The sequence below is a fragment of the Neorhizobium lilium genome (assembly GCF_004053875.1).
Lineage (GTDB): Bacteria > Pseudomonadota > Alphaproteobacteria > Rhizobiales > Rhizobiaceae > Neorhizobium > Neorhizobium lilii.
In genome coordinates, this window is the sequence record NZ_SBIP01000002.1 from 13644 (window position 1) to 34463 (window position 20820).

A 20820-nucleotide genomic window follows, 5' to 3' on the forward strand; every position below is an offset into this window, starting at 1 on the left:
CAAAGAGCACAAAGATGAGCGAACTGAAAACCATATCGATCCGTGGTGCGCGCGAGCATAACTTGAAGGGCATCGACCTCGATCTGCCGCGCAACTCCCTGATCGTGATGACCGGTTTGTCAGGCTCGGGCAAATCGTCGTTGGCCTTCGACACGATCTATGCGGAGGGGCAGCGGCGCTATGTCGAGAGCCTTTCGGCCTATGCCCGCCAGTTCCTCGAAATGATGCAGAAGCCGGACGTGGACCAGATCGACGGGCTTTCGCCGGCCATCTCGATCGAGCAGAAGACAACGTCGCGCAACCCGCGATCGACGGTTGGCACGGTCACCGAAATCTACGACTACATGCGTCTCCTGTTCGCACGCGTGGGCGTGCCTTATTCGCCGGCTACCGGGCTGCCGATCGAGAGCCAGACGGTCAGCCAGATGGTGGATCGCGTCCTGGCGTTGGAGGAAGGCACCCGCCTCTACATCCTCGCGCCGATGATCCGCGGGCGCAAAGGCGAGTACAAGAAGGAACTCGCCGAGCTGATGAAGAAGGGCTTCCAGCGCGTCAAGGTTGATGGCCAGTTCTACGAAATTGCCGATGCTCCGGTGCTCGACAAGAAATACAAGCACGACATCGACGTGGTTATCGACCGTCTCGTGGTACGCCCGGATATCGGGGCGCGGCTGGCGGACAGCCTGGAAACGTCGTTGAAGCTTGCGGACGGTCTTGCAGTCGCAGAGTTCGCGGACAAGCCGCTGCCTGCCAGCGAGACATCGGCGGGCGGTTCCGCCAACAAATCCTTGAACGAAACCCATGAGCGGGTGCTGTTTTCGGAAAAATTCGCCTGCCCGGTGTCCGGATTCACAATTCCGGAAATCGAGCCGCGGCTTTTCTCCTTTAACAATCCCTTCGGCGCCTGCCCCACCTGCGACGGCCTCGGCTCCCAGCAGAAGGTGGACGAGAACCTGATCGTTCCGGAACCCGCGCGCACCCTACGTGACGGTGCGATCTCGCCCTGGGCAAAATCCAGTTCCCCCTATTACAACCAGACGCTGGAAGGCCTTGGTAAACTCTTCGGGTTCAAGCTGTCCAGCCGTTGGAACGAGCTTTCGCAGGAAGCCCAGAAGGCGATTCTTCAGGGCACGGAGGAGAAGGTCGAGTTCCATTACGCAGATGGAGCCCGCTCCTACAAGACTGTCAAGAACTTCGAAGGCATCGTGCCGAACCTCGAGCGTCGCTGGAAAGAAACGGATTCGGCTTGGGCGCGCGAGGAGATCGAACGCTACATGTCGGCCGCACCCTGCCCCGCCTGCAAGGGTTTTCGCCTGAAGCCGGAAGCGCTGGCTGTGAAGATCAACAAGCTTCACATCGGCGAAGTCACCCACATGTCCATTCGGGTGGCGCGCGACTGGTTCGAGGGGCTGCCTGAACAGCTGAACGCCAAGCAGAATGAAATCGCGGTGCGGATTCTGAAAGAGATCCGCGAGCGGCTGCAGTTCCTCAACGATGTGGGCCTCGATTATCTGAGCCTGTCGCGCAACTCGGGCACCTTGTCCGGCGGAGAAAGCCAGCGTATCCGGCTGGCCTCGCAGATCGGCTCCGGTCTGACTGGCGTGCTCTACGTTCTCGACGAACCGTCGATCGGCCTGCACCAACGGGATAATGCGCGTCTCCTCGACACGCTGAAACACCTGCGCGACATCGGCAACACGGTGATCGTGGTGGAACATGACGAGGACGCGATCCTCACGGCTGATTACGTCGTGGATATCGGGCCTGCTGCAGGCATCCACGGCGGCACTGTGGTTGCCGAAGGTACGCCGAGCCAGATCATGGCCAACCCTAAATCACTCACCGGCAAATACCTCTCCGGCGAACTGGGCGTTGCCGTTCCGGCGGAACGTCGCAAGCCGAAAAAGGGCAAGGAGATCAAGGTCGTCGGCGCCCGCGGCAATAACCTGAAAAATGTGACGGCGGCAGTGCCGCTCGGAGTCTTCACCGCGGTGACCGGCGTCTCGGGCGGCGGCAAGTCGACATTCCTGATCGAAACGCTCTACAAGGCGGCGGCCCGCAGGGTCATGGGTGCCCGCGAAATCCCGGCCGAGCACGAGCGTATCGACGGGTTCGAGTTCATCGATAAGGTGATCGACATCGACCAGTCGCCGATCGGCCGCACACCGCGCTCGAACCCAGCCACCTATACCGGCGCCTTCACCCCTATCCGCGACTGGTTCGCCGGGCTGCCGGAGGCCAAGGCGCGTGGTTATCAGCCGGGACGCTTCTCGTTCAACGTGAAGGGAGGACGCTGCGAAGCCTGCCAGGGCGACGGCGTCATCAAGATCGAGATGCACTTTCTGCCCGACGTCTATGTCACCTGCGACGTCTGCCACGGCAAGCGCTACAATCGCGAAACGCTCGACGTGACGTTCAAGAGCAAGTCGATTGCCGACGTGCTAGACATGACTGTCGAGGAAGGCGTTGAGTTTTTCTCGGCAGTGCCCGCCGTGCGCGACAAGCTCCAATCCCTTTTCGATGTCGGGCTCGGCTATATCAAGGTGGGGCAGCAGGCCAACACGCTGTCGGGAGGCGAGGCGCAACGCGTCAAGCTGGCCAAGGAGCTATCGAAACGCTCGACCGGCCGCACGCTTTATATCCTCGACGAGCCGACGACGGGCCTGCACTTCCATGACGTCGCCAAACTCTTGGAAATGCTGCACGAACTGGTCAACCAGGGCAATTCGGTGGTTGTGATCGAGCATAATCTCGAAGTCATCAAGACGGCCGACTGGATCATCGACATCGGCCCCGAGGGCGGCACGGGCGGCGGCGAGGTCGTGGCCGTTGGCTCGCCTGAGCAGATCGTCAAGGAAAAGCGATCCTATACGGGCCATTTCCTGAAGGAACTTCTGGATCGGCGATCGATCAAGAAGGTGGAAGCGGCCGAATAAGTCAGATCTGACATTTGGGGAACGTCATGGGAAACATGGGCAAGATCCGCACCGGGATTGGCGGCTGGACCTTCGAGCCGTGGGAAGGCACCTTCTATCCGGACAAGCTGGCGAAGAAGAAGCAGCTCGAATATGCCGCGAGCAAGCTCGATGTGATCGAGGTGAACGGCACCTATTACGGCTCGCAGAAGCCGGAGACCTTTGCCAAATGGGCGGCAGACGTGCCGGACGGCTTCGTGTTTTCGCTGAAGGCCAGCCGGTACAGCACCAATCGCAAGATTTTGGCTGAGGCCGGCGAATCGGTCGAACGGTTTCTAGGTCAGGGTCTGACCGAGCTGGGCGACCATCTCGGGCCTATCCTCTGGCAGTTCGCGCCAACCAAGAAGTTCGAGCCTGATGATTTCGAAGCTTTCCTGAAACTCCTTCCAGCCAAGCAGGATGGGCTGGCGCTGCGGCATGTGGTGGAAGTGCGCCATGACAGCTTCCAGGTGCCGGAGTTCATCGCCCTGCTGTCGAAATATCAGGTAGCGGCCGTCTGCGCCGATCATTTCGACTATCCGATGATCCCCGATGTCACCGCCGATTTCGTCTATAGCCGCCTGCAAAAGGGATCTGACAACATCAAGACATGTTATGCCGAAGCCGACATGGCGGCCTGGGTTGAAAGGCTGGAGATCTGGGCCAAAGGCAGCATACCGGGAGATCTTCCGCTCATCGACGCTGAGCACAAACCGGCCAAGCAGCCGCGAGACGTCTTTGCCTTCTTCATTCACGAAGGCAAGGTCAATGCACCGCAGGGCGCCATGGCCATGCGAGATCTGCTGGACAGCCGTCAGTAGGCGGCGCGATCGATCAGGACGCCCGCATGGGCGGCAAGGTCTTCGGCCGTCATCCCCTCGCCCGCTGCCTTGGCCGCCTCTCCATGCAGGTATACGCCGGCAGCGGCGGCCTCAAAGGCCGTCATGCCTTGCGCCAGAAGCGCCCCGATCATGCCTGCCAGCACGTCGCCGGAGCCTGCCGTTGCCAGCCAGGGCGGTGCGTTGGTGTTGATATAGGCGCACCCATCCGGAGCAGCGATCACGGTATCGGCGCCTTTGTAGACGATGGCCGCATGAGCGCGCTCAGCCGCCTTTACGGCTTTCTCCGGTTTGCTTAGGGCTTCGTCATCGGCGAGGTCGGGGAAGAGCCGACCGAACTCCCCTTCATGCGGCGTCAGCACAAGATGCGTGTCGCCGGATGCGAAGGCCTCGAACAATTCGCTTGGATCTTCCCGGAATGAGGTGATGCCATCCGCATCAAGGACGAGTGGCCTGTCCTTGAGGGCTGTTGCGAAATCCCGCGCCATTTGGCCGACGCCGAAGCCTGGCCCCAGAACAAAGGAGGCGAGCTTTGCGGTTTGCAACCATGCCTGCAGGTCTTCGAGCGTCTCGACCTCATGCAGCATGACGGCTGTAACCGATCCAGCATTGACTGCCATGGCGTCCGCGGGCGACGCGAGCGTTACCAACCCTGCCCCTCGCCTCAGTCCCGCCATGGCCGAAAGACGGGCCGCACCCGTCTTGGCTGCAGGACCCGAGAAGACGGCCAGGTGGCCGCGGCGATATTTATGCGCGGCCGCGTCCGAACGAGGCAAGTGATCCAGCCATAGCGAAGGGTTATTTTCCGAAAGCTTTCCAGCGACCGAGCGGACGATCCGATCAGGGATGCCGATGTCCACCACCTCGATGTCACCGCAAAGAGACCTTCCGGGAAGCAGCAAATGCCCTGGCTTTCGGGTCATGAAGGTGATCGTTCGAACCGCCTGAAATGCCTCGCCCAAAGAGATGCCACGCCGGCCGCAGAGACCGGAGGGAAGATCGACGGCCAGCACCGGCGTACCCGCCTCCCGAACCGCGCGGATGACTTTTGCGACGATCTCGGGAACATCCCGCGTCAAGCCCGCGCCGAACAGGGCATCCACCACCACGTCGCCAGCCCGTGGCTGGTAGCTGTCCAGCGGCTTCACTTCGACCTCCAGGCGGTGATAGGCCTCGAGCGCGTCTGTCGACTGCGGTTGCCCGCCGAGAGCAAAAATCGCCACGGAGGCGCCTGCATGCAGTAGCGCTTGTGCCGCAACATAGCCGTCACCGCCATTGTTGCCCGGGCCGCATAGAACCGAAAAGCGAAGAGCTTCCGGAAAGTATTTAAGCGCTGCGGCCGCAACCGCCTGCCCCGCCCTCAGCATCAGGTCGAAGGAAGGAATACCGGAGGCAGCGGAAGCGGCATCCGCTGCCGCCATCTCCCGCGGCGTCAGAAGGATCATGCTTGAATTCGTTGTCATCGATGGATTGAACTCAAAGTTACAGTCAAAGGCAAGGCCACTCCGCAACCGGCCATATGGGCATTATTTCCGCAAATGCCTATTTTTAATACACATCCAAGGGCGATTGCCGCCATCGTCTTCGACATCTTCGAAGAATCTGCCGCTGAGAAAGCAGGCGCACAAATTTTGTCGGCGATCAGGCTGGGCGTCATACATGATTTCCACGGTATTCGGTGCTGAAACGCATTATCTCTTTGAAACTGTTCCAAGGATTTGGCACGATATCTGCATCGACACGACAGGGCGGGCGCATGCCTGCACCTGGGGAGAAGCGGAGAGTTGGTTTTCTCATGAAAAAGATCGAAGCGATCATCAAGCCTTTCAAACTCGACGAAGTGAAGGAAGCACTTCAGGAAGTCGGATTGCAGGGCATTACTGTGACGGAGGCCAAGGGGTTCGGGCGCCAGAAGGGCCATACGGAACTTTACAGAGGCGCCGAGTACGTCGTCGACTTTCTGCCTAAGGTAAAGGTGGAAGTGGTGCTAGCCGACGAAAATGCCGAAGCAGTCATTGAGGCGATCCGTAACGCGGCGCAGACTGGACGGATCGGAGATGGCAAGATATTCGTGTCGAATGTGGAGGAAGTCATCCGCATCCGTACGGGAGAAACGGGTATCGACGCGATCTGATCGCCCCCCGCGCCAACAGCGCGGGTTCATCGTCATCTTACACTCGAGGAAAGGTCAATATGACGAGCGCCAGCGAAATAATGAAACAAATCAAGGAAAACGACGTCAAGTTCGTGGACCTGCGCTTTACCGACCCGCGCGGCAAGCTGCAGCATGTCACGATGGACATCGCGGCGGTGGACGAGGACATGTTCGCTGACGGCGTGATGTTCGACGGTTCGTCCATCGGTGGCTGGAAGGCGATCAACGAGTCGGACATGGTGCTCATGCCCGATGTAGCGACAGTCCATATGGATCCCTTCTTTGCCCAGTCGACCATGGTTATCGTGTGCGATATTCTCGACCCGATCTCGGGCGAAGCCTATAATCGCGATCCGCGTGGCACTGCGAAGAAGGCGGAAGCTTATCTGAAGGCGTCCGGCATCGGTGATACCATATTCGTGGGTCCCGAGCCTGAATTCTTCGTGTTCGACGACGTGAAGTACAAAGCCGATCCCTACAATACCGGCTTCAAGCTCGATTCGTCCGAACTGCCGTCCAACGACGATACGGATTACGAGACCGGCAATCTCGGCCACCGTCCGCGCATCAAGGGCGGCTATTTCCCGGTTCCTCCGGTCGACAGTCTCCAGGACATGCGCTCTGAAATGCTGACTGTGCTCACCGAAATGGGCGTCGTCGTTGAAAAGCATCACCATGAAGTGGCGGCCGGCCAGCACGAACTCGGCGTTAAGTTCGACACGCTGGTGCGCAATGCCGACAAGATGCAGATCTACAAGTATGTCGTGCACCAGGTTGCCAATGCCTATGGCAAGACCGCAACCTTCATGCCTAAACCGGTTTTCGGCGACAACGGCTCCGGCATGCACGTACATCAGTCGATCTGGAAGGACGGCAAGCCCACTTTTGCCGGCGACGAATATGCAGGACTGTCTGAGAGCTGCCTCTACTATATCGGCGGCATCATCAAGCACGCCAAGGCGATCAACGCCTTTACCAACCCGACGACCAATTCCTACAAACGGCTGGTTCCGGGTTATGAAGCGCCGGTTCTACTGGCCTATTCCGCCCGCAATCGGTCGGCCTCCTGCCGCATTCCGTTCGGGTCCAACCCGAAGGCAAAGCGCGTGGAAGTCCGTTTCCCGGATCCAGCCCAGAACCCATATCTGGGGTTCGCCGCGATGCTGATGGCCGGCCTCGACGGCATCAAGAACAAGATCCATCCCGGCAAGGCAATGGACAAGGATCTCTACGATCTGCCGCCAAAGGAGCTCAAGAAGATCCCGACCGTCTGCAGCTCGCTGCGCGAAGCGCTCGACAGCCTCGACAAGGACCGCAAATTCCTGACGGCTGGCGGCGTCTTCGACGACGACCAGATCGACGCCTATATCGAACTGAAGATGGCGGAAGTCATGCGGTTCGAAATGACGCCGCATCCGGTCGAGTTCGACATGTATTACTCGGCCTGAGGGCCTTGCTTTATTAATAGCGAAGGCGGGCCTGATGCCCGCCTTTTCTTTACGTAATGGCGGGATAGGCTCGACACGGCCACCTGCGGCTTGGGACTTAAGCCCCTTGCAAGCATGTGGTGGAACGATGTCAAGGTCTCTACATTAATCCCTTGATGATGGAGAATTTTATTCCCACATTGGGAGCGAAAGGATATCGCACCATGAAACAGCGGAACGCCAAATTTACCATCGGAGAAGTGGTTCGCCATAAGGTATTTCCCTTCCGTGGCGTCGTCTTCGATGTAGACCCCGAGTTTTCGAATACGGAAGAATGGTGGAATGCCATTCCGCCTGAAATTCGCCCGAGCAAGGACCAGCCCTTCTATCACCTGCTTGCGGAAAATGATGACAGCGAATACGTCGCCTATGTCTCCGAACAAAACCTGGAGCATGACGAAAGCGACCAGCCGCTACGCAACCCGCAGGTCTACCAGATCTTCGACCAGGCTCCGAGCGGAGTGCTGAAGCCGAAGGTCATGCTGGCGCACTGACCACTATCGACTATCGAGAAAAGAAAACGCCGGCCCGAAAGGCCGGCGTTTTCTTTTCAGCATCTGAGATCCGACTTGAGCCGGATCAGATAGATTTACTGGCCCTGCTTGGCAGCGGACTGAGCGTCTTCAAGCTTCTTACGGGCTTCTTCAGCCTTCTTCTGCATGCCTTCCTGGAGGCTGCGCTGGCTTTCAGCAAGCTGCGACTGCGTGATGGCCGGGCCATCGAACGCGCCGGTGAAGCCGCCGAGCGATATCTTGATCGGGTTTGGAGCGCGACGGAAGTTGATGGACGTGAAGATGACGTCCGTGCCCTTCTTCAGGCTAGCGATCATGGCGTCGGTCAAAGGCACTTCAGCAGTGCACTTGTCGGGAAGGCAGACAGTATAATCGAGCTTCTGGCCTTTGCCGCCATCGATCTGCATCATCACGCCTGGCGGTACGAGACGCGCGGTCGGAACGGAAACCTGCAGGATCTTGCGGTTGACCTTGCCCTCGACGGTGATGAGGCCGGCGGCGGTGATCAACTGCCCGTTCTGAGCGAGGATCACGTTCTGCACGACGCAAAGATCGCTGTCGTCCTGCTTGGTGCAGGTCTTGAACCAGCCGAGCGGCGGCGTACCCGGAGCAGCGCCTTGAGCCGGCGCGGCATCCTGTGCGAGGGCTGCAACCGGCAGCGCGCCTGCGCCGAGCGAGAGAGCCAGCGCGGACATCGTGGTCCGCATCATTTTGGTTGCCTTGAGCTTCATTGCGAAATCCGTCTCCTGAAATCCCTGGGCGGGGCCAGGTGCCGTCCATCCCTGCGGGTCCTAATGCTCTGTCACCTGTCGTTCAAATGAGGCAATTGAATGACCCGCGTTGCGGCACTTCTGTTACATCGCGCTCAAGACTATATCCAGCCTTTCTTTCGTATTTTTTGTCGCGTTATGCTTCCATTGCCGAATTTACGAGAGTTCCTTTGGTGCCATGGCGACCATAGGCTATTTTCCCGGCGAATCAGCGACACTTGGACAGGGACGATCTCATGCGGCGCCTCATCTTTTTCATGATCGCCTTGCTTGCGGCATCGCCAGGCAGAGCCGAGCCGCTGCATGCGATCGCCATGAATGGCGCGCCCGATCTGCCCGCCGACTACAGATATTTCCCTTACGTGAATCCTGAGGTCAAAAAGGGCGGTTCCATCCGCTACGGCGTCGTCGGCACCTATGACAGTCTCAACCCCTTCAACCTCAAGAGTATCCGTACGACCGCCCGCGGTGTCTGGGATCCGGCCTTCGGCAACCTGATTTACGAGACGCTGATGGTGCGTTCCTCGGACGAGCCCTTTACGCTTTACGGGCTGCTTGCCGAGACGGTCGAGTGGGACGACGATCGTACCTACATCCAGTTCAACCTCAACCCGAAGGCGCGCTGGTCCGACGGCGAGCCGGTGACGCCAGATGACGTGATTTTCTCGTTCGAGATTCTGCGCGACAAGGGCCGCACGCCTTTCTCCAAGCGCCTGGACGCAGTCAGCAAGATGGAAAAGCTCGGCGAGCACAGCGTCCGCTTCACCTTCAACGGAAAAGCCGACCGCGAATACCCGCTGATCATTGCATCTTCGACACCGATCCTGCCCAAGCATGCGATCGATCCTGCAACCTTCGACCAATCGACCTTGAAGCCGCCGATCGGCTCCGGGCCTTACAGGGTCAAATCCATTTCGCCGGGCGAGCGGATCGTCTACGAGCGCAATCCGGATTACTGGGCGAAGGACATCCCGTCGAAGGTTGGCTCAGACAATTACGACCGCATTTCCGTCGAGTATTTCCTTCAGGAGAATACGCTGTTCGAAGCCTTCAAGAAGGGCGTGGTCGATGTCTATGTCGAAGGCAGCCCGACCCATTGGGCGCGTGCCTACGACTTTCCCGCCGTGCGCAATGGGGACGTTGCGAGGGAAACCTTCCGGCCGCAGCTGCCGAGCGGCATGCTGGGCTTCGTGTTCAATACCCGCCGCGCCATCTTTGCGGATGTCGACGTGCGGGCCGGCTTGTCGCTCGCCTTCGACTTCGAATGGGCCAACAGAAACCTGTTTGAAAACGCCTATACCCGCACGCAGAGCTACTGGCAGAATTCCCCGCTGACGGCGCTGGGCCGGCCGGCAGAGGAGCGGGAGCTCGGGATCCTCGGGGATTTCAAGGACCGCATAGAGCCCGCCATTCTTAACGGCACCTATCACCTGCCCCGCACGGATGCGTCCGGCGCGGACCGGAAAGTGCTGCGGGAGGCCGTCGAGCTTCTCAAAAAGGGCGGCTATACGATCAAGAATGGCAGGATGTCCGATGCCCGGGGACGGCCTCTCACATTCGAGGTCATGACCCAGACGTCCGACCAGGAGAAGCTGGCGATCACTTACCAGCGAACGCTGCGCATGATCGGTGTCGAGATGGCGATCCGTACCGTCGATGATTCCCAGTACCAGGCAAGGTCCAGCAGCTTCGACTACGACATGATCGTCAAATCCTATCCGTCCTCGCTATCGCCGGGGATCGAGCAGGTCGGGCGTTGGGGCTCCGCGTCACGGGATGCGCCGGGCAGCTTCAACTTTGCCGGAACTGCAGACCCGGCAATAGACAGGCTGATCGAGAACATACTGAGCGTCCGCAGCGAGGAGGACTTCCAGGCAAGCGTGCGGGCCTATGACCGCCTGCTGCTCTCGGGCCACTATATCGTGCCGCTTTATCACATTCCCGACCAGTGGGTGGCGCGCTGGAAATATATCGGCTATCCGCAAAAGCTGCCTCTTTACGGATACCAACTCAACACCTGGTGGGATCAACGGGCACAATAGAGCCACCTTCCCACTTCGAAGAAAAGGACGCTGCCATGGAGCGCGTGACCATCGATATCGTCTCCGACGTCGTCTGCCCCTGGTGCTATCTCGGCAAGGCGCAGCTCGAGCTTGCTGTGGCGGAAGTGCAGGACGAGATCGGCGTCGATATCAATTGGCGTCCCTATCGTCTCAACCCCGATCATCCGCCGGAAGGTGTGGATGACCACGCACACCTGGCGCAGAAGCTGGGTGGCAAGGAGGCTGTCGAACGCGCGCACGAGACGCTGAAGGCACGTGGGGCCGAAGTCGGGATTGCGTTTGATTTCGACGCCATCAAGATCGGTCCCAATACGCTCGATGCGCATCGTCTGCTGCATTGGGCCTTGGTGGAAGGCCGCGAGATCCAGGACAAGATTGCAACCGGGCTGTTCAAGGCCAATTTCGAACAGGGCCGCAATGTCGGCGACCACGCGGTCCTCCTCGATATTGCCGAGCAATCGGGCCTCGACCGCAAGGTCATCGAAAACTTGCTGAAGAGCGATGCCGACACGGACTCGGTGCTGTCGGAGATCGATGCGGCCCAGAAGATGGGCGTCAGCGGCGTGCCTTTCTTCATTCTTGACGGCCAGTACGCGGTCAGCGGCGCCCAGCCTGCGGAGGTCTTCGCCAATGCACTTCGCGATATTGCGAGGATGAAGACGGACGCTCGCAAGGGCATGAACTGACGGCGGGGAGCATCGTGATGTCGCGTGACCAGAGCCTGAAGGGCGTACTCCTCGCCTTTGCGGCCTTTGCTGCCTATTCGTGGAGCGACGCCAGCGTGAAGCTGATCGACGGCGCGCTCAGCCCCTATCAGTCGGCGTTCCTGGGCGCTGTCTTCGGCCTTGCAGGCTTTCCCTTCCTGATGAAGCCTGGCGATCATTGGCTGGATGCGGTGCGCACTTCCAACCGGCCGCTTTGGCTATTGCGCTTCTTTGCCGCCAGCATGGGCAGCATTGGCGCGGTCACCGCCTTCACCCACCTGTCGATGGCGGAAGCCTTCGTGCTGATCTTCCTGCTGCCGTGCTTCGTCACCATCATGTCGGTGCTGTTCCTGAAGGAGCAGGTCGGCATCCGGCGCTGGGGTGCCGTCGCGATCGGTTTCGTGGGTACGCTGATCGTCCTGAGGCCAGGCTTCCGCGAATTATCGATCGGCCACCTCGGTGCCGTCTTTGGAGGATTGAGCGGCGCCATCTCCATCATCTGCTACCGGGCGGTCGGCCCGACGGAGAAGAATATCTCGATGTACAGTGCGGGCGTCATCGGGGTGCTCGTCATCTGCGGCGTGCTGATGATCCCGGATTTTAGACTGCCGACGCTGGAGCAGTGGGTTTTCCTCGCTGGCTACGGCCTGCTTGCCGCAATTGCCGCAATCCTTCTCATGTATGCCGCCGGTTACGCGCCTGCGGCCCTGATCGGCCCGACACAGTACAGCCAGATGATATGGGCCGTGCTGTTCGGCTATCTCGTGTTCGGCGACAAGGTCGATATGCCGATGGTGGCCGGCATCGTCCTGATCTGCGGCTCTGGTCTACTCACCCTTGTCCGGGAACGGGTTCGCAATGTCTCGCTCCCGCCTGCCCTGCCCGATGCCCAAGGGGCTGCGCTGGTTACGCCTGATGAACAGCCGGCCACCACTCCGCTTCGCGACTAGGCCCCGGACTCGGCAATTTCGGCGAACTGCTTCATCAGCTGTGCCGCGGTGGTCAGACGCTTTTCCGGCGTGGGCAGATCGCGCGTCAGGAAGACGCTGTGGTCCGGGCGGATCTTCGCCATCGTGCCCTGTTTTGCGATATAGCCGACGAGCCCGGCCGGATTGGGGAACTGCTTGTCGCGGAAGGTCATGACGACACCCTTCGGACCGGCATCCAGCTTCTCGACATTCGCCTTGCGGCATAGCGACTTGATGTAGACGACCTTGAGCAGGTTCTGAACCTCGACCGGCATGGGGCCAAAGCGGTCCATCATTTCCGCACCGAAGCCGTCGATCTCCGAAAGTTCCTGTAGTTCGCCAAGACGGCGATAGAGGCCCATGCGCAGGTGCAAGTCGGGCACGTAGGTTTCCGGGATAATCACGGTGATGCCGACGGAGATCTGCGGCGACCATCCGCTGTCGCTGACGGAATCGTCGCCCTTCACCTCGGCCACCGCCTCCTCCAGCATCTGCTGGTAGAGCTCGAAGCCCACTTCCTTGATATGGCCGGATTGCTCCTCGCCGAGCAGGTTGCCGGCGCCGCGAATATCGAGATCGTGGCTTGCCAGCTGGAAGCCTGCCCCTAACGTGTCGAGCGACTGCAGCACCTTGAGCCGACGCTCGGCCATCTGGGTCAACGTCTTGTTGACCGGCAGAGTGAACAGGGCAAAGGCGCGGACCTTGGAGCGCCCGACGCGACCCCGCAGCTGATAAAGCTGCGCCAGACCGAACATGTCGGCACGGTGGACGATCAACGTATTCGCAGTCGGTACGTCCAGGCCGGATTCGACGATCGTGGTCGATAGAAGCACGTCGTATTTGCCGTCGTAGAAGGCGTTCATGATATCTTCGAGTTCGCTTGCCGCCATCTGGCCATGGGCGACCGCCACTCTGAGTTCCGGAACGTCGGATTGCAGAAAGGCCTGAATCTCGGGCAGATCGGCAAGGCGGGGACAGACATAGAAGCTCTGCCCGCCACGATAATGCTCGCGCATCAGCGTTTCCCGGATGACTAGGGCGTCGAACGGCGAGATGAAGGTGCGAACCGCCATGCGATCAACCGGCGGCGTGGTGATCAGCGAGAGTTCGCGAACACCGGTCATGGCGAGCTGCAAGGTCCGTGGGATCGGCGTTGCCGACAGCGTCAGCACATGGACGTCGCTCTTCAGATCCTTCAGCCGTTCCTTGTGCTTGACGCCGAAATGCTGCTCCTCGTCGATGATGAGCAAGCTGAGGTTGGCGAACTTGATGCCGGCGCCGAGCAGCGCATGGGTGCCCACCACGATATCGACCTTGCCGTCGGCGAGGCCCTTTTTGGTCTCTGCCAGCTCCTTCGCCGTCACCAGTCGCGAGGCCTGCGCCACCGTGATCGGCAATCCCCGGAAACGCTCGCGGAAGGTTTTGTAGTGCTGGCGCGCAAGCAGCGTGGTCGGCACGACGACAGCCACCTGGGCGCCGTTCATGGCGGCGAAAAAGGCGGCCCGCAGCGCAACCTCCGTCTTGCCGAATCCGACGTCGCCACAGACAAGCCGGTCCATGGGGCGACCGGCGGCCAGATCGTCCCGCACCGCTTCGATGGCATTTCCCTGGTCTTCCGTCTCGTCATAAGGGAAGCGAGCAGCAAACTCGTCGTAAAGCCCCTCAGGCGTGGTCAGTATTGGCGCATGGCGAACCATACGTGTTGCGGCAATTTTGATCAGGTGGCCCGCCATATCCAGCAGGCGCTTTTTGAGCTTGGCCTTGCGGGCCTGCCAGGCGCCGCCACCGAGCTTATCCAGCTGGGCCTCCGCCGCGTCCGAGCCATAGCGCGACAGCAGGTCGATATTTTCCACCGGCAGGAAGAGCTTTGCCTGATCGGCGTAGTGCAACTCCATGCAGGCGCGCGGCGCGCCAGCCGCCTCGATCGTCACCAGACCGACGAAACGGCCAATGCCATGTTCGGCATGGACGACGAGAGAGCCCTCGTCGAGACCGGCAACTTCGGTCAGGAAATCGGCGCCCCGTTTGCGGCGTTTGCCGCGCCGGACCATACGGTCGCCGAGAATGTCCTGCTCGCCGATCACGACGATGCCGTCGGTCTCGAAGCCCGCCTCTATGCTGAGCACGGCAGCCGCCGCCTCGCCCTTCTCCAGCTTGGCCAGATCGGAAAACTTGTCGATCTGCTTGATGCGTTTCAGGCCATGCTCGTCAAGGACCTGGAGAAGCCGGTCGAGCGAGCCGACCGACCAGCCGGTGACGAGGACCTTGATGCCCTCGGCGCGCTTGTCTGCGATGTGCTTGACCACCAGATCGAACACATTGGCGCGTTCGCCGCGATCCTTGTTGTCCGCTTCCGCCTGGGCCTGGGCCTTTGCCCAGCGCGGGCCTGGCCGGGCATCGACCGTCACCACCCGACGCCGGTCGGCATCCGCTTCGTTGAAGGGGGTCAGGCGCAGTGCATTGGCGTCATCGAGCGCCGACGCAAAGGCTGCGCCATCGAGGTAAAGCTGACCCGGAGGTACGGGCTTGTAGGGGGCGGACTGGGCAGCAGCGCCCTTGCCCTGGTGACCGCTGTCACGCCGGGCATCGTAATAATCGAGCACGAGCTTCGACCGTTCGTTCGCCGCCTCGCGGGCGGATTGGTCCGTGACGATGCGAAAACCCTTCAGGTAGTCGAAGGCCGTCTCCAGGCCTTCGTAGAAGAGCGGCAGCCAATGCTCCATGCCGGCATAGCGGCGACCCTCGGACACTGCTTGGTAGAGAGAATCGTCACGGGTGGCCGCGCCGAAGAGTGCAAGATAATTGGTGCGGAAACGGCTGATCGTATCCGGGGTCAGCGTCACCTCGCTCATCGGGTTGAGATCGAGTGAACGCGCCTGCCCTGTCGTGCGCTGGCTTGCCGGATCGAAAGAGCGGATGGTTTCCAGCGTGTCCCCGAAGAAGTCGAGACGCACCGGCTCTTCCGTGCCGGGCACGAAGACGTCGAGTATGCCGCCGCGGACGGCAAATTCCCCGACCTCGCGAACAGTCGAGACCCGGTCGAAGCCGTTGCGCTCCAGCCGGGCGGCGATATCGTCCATACGGATCTGGCTGCCGGGGCGGGCCGAAAAGGCAAGGCTTTCGATGACCTCGGCCGGCGCAATCCGCTGCAGCATGGCGTTAACGGTGACGAGCACGATGGCCGCATGCGGTTTCTTGGCATGGGCAATGAGCCCGGACAGGGCTGCAAGTCTCCGTGCGGAGACATCGGCGCTCGGAGACACACGGTCGTAGGGAAGACAGTCCCACGCCGGCAGGGTCAATACTGGAATGCCTGGTGCGACGAAGGACAGCATCTGCTCCAGATCGGCCATGCGCTGACCATCGGAGATGACATAGGCGACAGCTTGGCCCGCCTTTGCGAGATCGGCCAGGATCAGGGGTTCCATGCCTGGAGGCACGTTGCCTATGGTCAGCGGCGCTGCGGACGCTGCAATCTTCTTGACGTCAATTCCGGGGATCATCAGGCGTTTCCGTGCCGTGCTTCGAGCGAGGCTTTGGTGACCGGATCGAAATCCGGAACATAGGCGGCAATGCGTGCAAAAAGAGGGGTATTCAGGGTATCGGGCAAGACCATTGCACCGGTGATCCAAGCATGCAGGTCGTGATCGTCCGCGTCCATGATGGTTTCGAACTCGTCCAGCTCTTCGGTCGTCAAGCCGGCAATTTCAGCCTCGGCGAAGGTGCCGAACACCAGATCCATCTCGCGGATGCCACGATGCCAGCAACGGTAAAGGATTCGTCTGCGGCGTGGATCGAGATCCGCACTAGTACGCGCCAGTCCAGTCATGTCGGTTTCCCTGTTTGCGGTTCATATAGGACGGAAAAGCCCTCCCGTCACCTTGCCAAGCAGGCAAAATCCGGGGCATTTTCCCGCCATGCGCCCCGCCCTCCTCGATCCCCTGTTTTCGCCTGTTGCCTCGCTGCCGGGTGTCGGCCCCAAACTTGCGGAGCTGATTGCCCGCGTCACCGGGCGGGAAGACAGCGACGACTGCCGCGTTATCGACCTTCTCTTCCATGCGCCGGTTTCATTGATCGACCGACGCAACAGGCCGGGGATTGCGCTGGCCCCGCAGGGAGCCATTGTTACGGTCGAAAGCCGGGTCGATCGCCACCAGCCGCCACCGCCGGGCCGCAGCAACCAGCCCTACCGAGTCTTCCTGCATGACGAGACGGGCGAGTTGGCGCTGACATTTTTCCGCGCCAAGGCGGGCTGGCTGGAAAAGTTGCTGCCGCTGGACGAAGTGGTGATGGTCAGCGGCAAGATTGACTGGTTCAACGGCCGCGCCTCCATGGTGCATCCGGATTTCATCGTCAAAGCCTCGGAGGCGGAAAACCTGCCGCTGGTGGAGCCTGTCTATCCGCTGACGGCGGGGCTTACCCCCAAGATGCTGCGCAAGGCCATCGAAGGGGCGGTCGGCCGCCTGCCCGTCATGCCGGAATGGATCGACGCGACGCTTGCCGAACGCCAGAGCTTTCCGGATGTCCGGGAAGCTTTCCAGCTGCTTCACGATCCTCGTGACGAGGTGGATCTCGATCCTCAGGCTGCTGCCCGCCGCCGGCTTGCCTATGATGAATTTCTCGCGGGCCACGTCTCACTTGCGCTGGTGCGCCAGCGGGTGCGCAAGGTGCCGGGCCGGCCGATCCGGGTCAAAGGCGATCTGGCGGAGAAGATCCTCGCTGCCCTGCCCTTTTCTCCCACGGGAAGCCAGGCCCTTGCAGTCGAGGACATTCTCAAGGACATGGCCGCAGAAGACCGGATGCTGCGTCTCCTCCAGGGTGATGTAGGCGCCGGCAAGACGCTGGTCGCGCTGCTTGCCATGGCAGCGGCCGTCGAAGCCGGTGGACAGGCGGTGCTGATGGCGCCGACCGAAATCCTTGCGCGGCAGCACTATGCGACGATTTCCCGCATGGCAGCGGCGGCGGGGATCACAGTTGAGGTCCTGACAGGCCGCGTCAAAGGCCGCGAACGGGAGATCGTGACCGACCGCATCGCCAGCGGCGAGGCGCAGATCATTATCGGCACCCATGCGCTGTTTCAGGATGCGGTGAACTACAAGGACCTAATGCTGGCCGTTGTGGACGAGCAGCATCGGTTCGGCGTTCATCAAAGGCTGCGGCTGACCGCCAAGGGCGTATCGCCGCATATGCTGGTGATGACGGCAACGCCCATTCCGCGCACCCTCGTGCTTGCCGCCTTCGGCGACATGGATGTGTCGAAGCTTACCGAGAAGCCGGCGGGACGCAAGCCGATCCAGACGGCGACGATCCCGCTCGAGCGCATCGGCGATATCGTCAGCCGTTTGCGTTCGGCCTTGGCGGAGGGCAAGAAAGCCTATTGGATCTGCCCGCTTGTCGAGGAGTCGGACCAATCGGAGCTGATGTCGGCCGAGGAGCGCCATGCAGTCCTGTCCCGCGAACTCGGAACAGCCAACGTCGGCCTCGTCCATGGCCGCATGACCGGCCCCGAAAAGGATGCCGTCATGGCGGCCTTCAAAAGCGGCGAGGTCCGGCTGCTTGTCGCGACCACCGTCGTGGAGGTTGGCGTCGATGTGCCGGATGCAACTATCATGGTCATCGAGCATGCTGAGAATTTTGGGCTGGCGCAGCTGCATCAGCTTCGGGGCCGCGTCGGGCGCGGCGAAGAGGTATCCACCTGCATCCTCCTCTACAAGGCACCGCTTAGCGAGACCGGCCGGGCGCGACTATCGATCCTGCGCGACAGCGAGGACGGCTTCCTGATCGCGGAAGAAGACCTGAAGCTTCGCGGAGAAGGGGAACTGCTCGGCACGCGCCAGTCCGGCACGCCAGGGTTCAAGATCGCAAGCCTTGAAGCGCATGCGGATCTGCTGGAGATTGCTCGAAAGGATGCCGCCTATCTTCTGGAGCGCGATCCGGAGCTTAACGGCAAACGCGGCGAGGCCGTCCGGGTGCTGCTCTATCTTCACCGACGCGACGAGGCGATCCGCTTCCTGCGGGCGGGATGATCGGCGAGCCCCAACGACCCGCCGATCGGTTCTTAAATTACTTCGACAGACCGCTCAGCGTGACGCGGAAGACTTGGAACATTGTGTCCACATCGGCCCCGTCGGCGGCCTTGTAGGCAGCGCCCACCTGGAAGCCATCCTGCGTCAGGAAGTCGTTGTCGTTTGCCACGAACAAGAAGAAGTCATCCGGCGCAGCGGGGTCGAGCGCGCTGGCCACCGACATGGCTTCCCACTTTTCCGACAGGTTGTTCTTGTCGTTCGGCGCTCCGTTGTGAAGGCCGAAGCGGCCAAGCTGGGCATTGTCGTTGAGGTCGATGACTGGCGTCAACGTCGCCGCCTTCACCGTTTCGTCCAGCTTGCCCTTTGGCGCGATCGGCTTGTCTGCATCGAAGGCGGAACCGGCGATATCGGTGGCTGCCGAAAGATCGACAAGGTTGATCTTCCGGTAGACGGAGGTATCGCCCTTCATTCCCTGACCGTTATTGCTGTCGCGGGCGAGCACGAGGAAAGCCTTGTCGGACATGGCAAGGATTTCGCTCTGGGCTGCCACCGCGGTTTTGCCCTTGTTGTCGAAGGTCGGCAGCGTCACGACATACTCATGCACGAGCTTCAAGTTATCGATGTCGGAGGCGTCATAGACAAGCGCGCGGGTGTTCATGCGCGTCGAGCCGGAATCGCCGCCGTCCTGTCGGGGCGCAGACTGAAGAACCGCGATGACGAACTTGCCGTCCGGCGTCATCGACATGCCTTCCAGGCCCTGGTTGTTCTGGCGGCCTGTTTCCGGGTCCTTCGGGTCAGGCGTCTTGCCGCCGGTGCCCGGATTGTTGGAGGAGAAATTGATCTCGCCCTTGCGCATCGGCAGCAGCGTCTTCGGCGGCTGCGTGGCCGAGACCAGCTTCCCGTCCTTCGAGAAGTGGTAGATATACGGGCCGTATTCGTCGCTGATCAGCAACGAGCCGTCTGCGAGACGTACCACGGCTTCCGGATCAAGCGAGACCTTACCCGTCGCAGCGAGCGGCAGAACCGGCAGCTTGCCGGCAGCCGGGCGTACCTGCTCAGGGTCGAGCCCGGTGAGGTTATTGCCTGCGTCGTCGGTGAGGTACATCGTGTCGGCAAGCTTGGCCTGAAGGCCGGTCTGCTGCTTATCGGCCGGCAGTGCTTCGCCGGCGGCAACTGCGTTCAGCGTAACGTCTATGCGGTTGATGCGGGCGTTATAGTCGGTCGTGCCTTCTACATTGTAGCCGCGGTCGGGTAGCAGCCAGAGCGAACCGGTATAGGCATTACCATCCTTCTTCCAGCTGGTCGGATCGATTGCCATGCCCGAACCGGAGCCGAAGGTTTCGCCGAATTTGTCCCGCAGGTTGGCGGGGATGCGGCCGACCGCGACCAGCCCCTTATTGACAACGGTGACACCCGCCGCGGTCGCACTGGTCTCGGCTGCGAAAGCAAAATTCGACCCGAAGGACGATCCGAAGATGGTGGCAGCCAGCAGAGCAGCCCGAAATGCGTAAGTCATGAGATGAGCCCTTGTTGATCCCTAAGGCAGAAGTCGTCGTCCAGCAGTTGGATGGAGCGCTGCCTCCCTTAAGGGTTCCTTACGCAGCACAGATGACATCGACATGACAGGATCACGTCAGGCCGGGGGCAGTACGGGGATAGGCGCAACGGGCTTGTATTGCGGCGCAATCAGTCCGCCGGAAATCAGCAGCTTGGCGCCCTCCTCCGGCGTCATGGCCAGCATGACGATCTTGCTCTTTGGCACGAACATCAGGAAGCCAGCGGTCGGCACGGGCGTCGGCGGCATGAAGACAGCCACCATTTCTTCGCCGTCGCTGTTCAGCTTGGCAGCGACTTCGCCCTGTGCATCGCCGGAAATAAAAACCAGTGCCCACATGCCGGGGCTCGGGAATTCGATCAGCCCGCATTTCTTGAAGGAGGTGGACTGCTCCTTCAATACCGTCTCCAGGATCTGTTTGACGCTTCGATAGATGGTGCGGATGAGCGGCATTCGCTGAAGAACGGATTCACCGAAGCTGACGATGGAACGGCCGATCAGGTTCTTCCCGAGAAAGCCTATGATGGTGATGAACACCAGAGCCATCAGAAGCCCTGTGCCTGGTATCGTGATGTTGAAATAATATTGCGGATCGTAACGCTGGGGAATGTAAGGCGTGACCCAGCTATCGGCCCAGTCGATGAAGGTGAAGGTGAGCCAGATGGTGATGGCGAGCGGAGCGCAGATGATCAGCCCCGTGAGGAAATTGTTCCGAAGACGGCCGGCCAGCGATATTCTCTCCGGTATCTCGGTCATCGACATTCCTTAAATCGCATCTGCTGCCGTA

The 20820-nt window shown here is 60.6% G+C and carries 16 protein-coding genes; 9 read left to right on the top strand and 7 right to left on the bottom strand.

Going from position 1 to position 20820, the window contains the following annotated elements; all coding sequences use genetic code 11:
- The first annotated feature begins 14 nt into the window (after positions 1 to 14).
- Positions 15 to 2936: an excinuclease ABC subunit UvrA gene (uvrA, locus tag EPK99_RS06180; protein WP_128442200.1), complete on the top strand. Its 2922-nt coding sequence runs from the start codon at positions 15 to 17 to the stop codon at positions 2934 to 2936.
- Between the two features lie 26 nt (positions 2937 to 2962).
- Positions 2963 to 3775, top strand: a complete 813-nt coding sequence (locus tag EPK99_RS06185) for a DUF72 domain-containing protein (protein WP_128442201.1) — start codon at positions 2963 to 2965, stop codon at positions 3773 to 3775.
- Here the strand turns inward: EPK99_RS06185 and EPK99_RS06190 are convergent.
- Together EPK99_RS06190 and EPK99_RS06195 are read right to left on the bottom strand one after the other, a co-directional pair.
- Positions 3769 to 5256: an NAD(P)H-hydrate dehydratase gene (locus tag EPK99_RS06190; protein WP_128442202.1), complete on the bottom strand. Its 1488-nt coding sequence runs from the start codon at positions 5254 to 5256 to the stop codon at positions 3769 to 3771. The genes EPK99_RS06185 and EPK99_RS06190 overlap by 7 nt on opposite strands.
- Entirely contained in the window at positions 5253 to 5450 is a 198-nt protein-coding gene (locus EPK99_RS06195) for a hypothetical protein (RefSeq protein ID WP_128442203.1), read from the bottom strand. The genes EPK99_RS06190 and EPK99_RS06195 overlap by 4 nt, the downstream gene beginning before the upstream one ends.
- Before the next feature lie 138 nt (positions 5451 to 5588).
- Here EPK99_RS06195 and EPK99_RS06200 point away from each other — a divergent pair, with 138 nt between their 5' ends.
- The 3 genes from EPK99_RS06200 (at position 5589) to hspQ (ending at position 7929) form a co-directional block, all read left to right on the top strand.
- Positions 5589 to 5927: a P-II family nitrogen regulator gene (locus tag EPK99_RS06200; RefSeq protein WP_011975544.1), complete on the top strand. Its 339-nt coding sequence runs from the start codon at positions 5589 to 5591 to the stop codon at positions 5925 to 5927.
- Positions 5928 to 5986: 59 nt separating this feature from the next.
- Entirely contained in the window at positions 5987 to 7396 is a 1410-nt protein-coding gene (gene glnA / locus EPK99_RS06205) for a type I glutamate--ammonia ligase (RefSeq protein WP_128442204.1), read from the top strand.
- A 203-nt stretch (positions 7397 to 7599) separates the two neighbouring features.
- Positions 7600 to 7929 carry a heat shock protein HspQ gene (hspQ, locus tag EPK99_RS06210; protein ID WP_128442205.1) on the top strand — a complete coding sequence of 110 codons (330 nt, stop codon included), beginning with the start codon at positions 7600 to 7602 and terminating at the stop codon, positions 7927 to 7929.
- Positions 7930 to 8024: 95 nt separating this feature from the next.
- Here the strand turns inward: hspQ and EPK99_RS06215 are convergent, their stop codons facing one another.
- Positions 8025 to 8678, bottom strand: a complete 654-nt coding sequence (locus EPK99_RS06215) for an invasion associated locus B family protein (protein WP_128442206.1) — start codon at positions 8676 to 8678, stop codon at positions 8025 to 8027.
- A 275-nt stretch (positions 8679 to 8953) separates the two neighbouring features.
- On the opposite strand from EPK99_RS06215, the gene EPK99_RS06220 reads away from it, so the two are divergent.
- From EPK99_RS06220 to EPK99_RS06230, 3 genes are read left to right on the top strand one after another with little or no spacing between them, the layout of a single operon-like run.
- A complete protein-coding gene (locus EPK99_RS06220) occupies positions 8954 to 10759 on the top strand; it encodes an extracellular solute-binding protein (RefSeq protein WP_128442207.1) in 1806 nt (601 codons plus the stop codon).
- Between the two features lie 35 nt (positions 10760 to 10794).
- Positions 10795 to 11466, top strand: coding sequence for a DsbA family oxidoreductase (locus tag EPK99_RS06225; protein ID WP_128442208.1), 672 nt, complete (start codon positions 10795 to 10797; stop codon positions 11464 to 11466).
- A gap of 17 nt (positions 11467 to 11483) precedes the next feature.
- The gene (locus EPK99_RS06230; RefSeq protein ID WP_128442209.1) at positions 11484 to 12434 is read left to right on the top strand and encodes a DMT family transporter; all 951 of its coding nucleotides are present in this window, start codon (positions 11484 to 11486) and stop codon (positions 12432 to 12434) included.
- Here the strand turns inward: EPK99_RS06230 and mfd are convergent.
- Complete coding sequence (gene mfd, locus EPK99_RS06235; protein WP_128442210.1) at positions 12431 to 15955, bottom strand: transcription-repair coupling factor; 3525 nt, start codon at positions 15953 to 15955, stop codon at positions 12431 to 12433. The two genes, EPK99_RS06230 and mfd, sit on opposite strands and share 4 nt — an antisense overlap.
- A complete protein-coding gene (locus EPK99_RS06240) occupies positions 15955 to 16281 on the bottom strand; it encodes an FAD assembly factor SdhE (protein ID WP_128442211.1) in 327 nt (108 codons plus the stop codon). Before EPK99_RS06240 ends, mfd begins: the two co-directional genes overlap by 1 nt.
- 88 nt (positions 16282 to 16369) lie before the next feature.
- On the opposite strand from EPK99_RS06240, the gene recG reads away from it, so the two are divergent.
- Positions 16370 to 18478 (top strand): ATP-dependent DNA helicase RecG, encoded by a 2109-nt coding sequence (gene recG / locus EPK99_RS06245; RefSeq protein ID WP_128442212.1) that lies wholly within the window; start codon positions 16370 to 16372, stop codon positions 18476 to 18478.
- A 37-nt stretch (positions 18479 to 18515) separates the two neighbouring features.
- Here the strand turns inward: recG and EPK99_RS06250 are convergent, their stop codons facing one another.
- Both EPK99_RS06250 and EPK99_RS06255 read right to left on the bottom strand, forming a co-directional pair.
- Complete coding sequence (locus tag EPK99_RS06250) at positions 18516 to 19994, bottom strand: esterase-like activity of phytase family protein (RefSeq protein WP_128442213.1); 1479 nt, start codon at positions 19992 to 19994, stop codon at positions 18516 to 18518.
- Between the two features lie 117 nt (positions 19995 to 20111).
- Positions 20112 to 20789 (bottom strand): DUF502 domain-containing protein, encoded by a 678-nt coding sequence (locus EPK99_RS06255; RefSeq protein WP_128442214.1) that lies wholly within the window; start codon positions 20787 to 20789, stop codon positions 20112 to 20114.
- Positions 20790 to 20820: the final 31 nt, after the last annotated feature.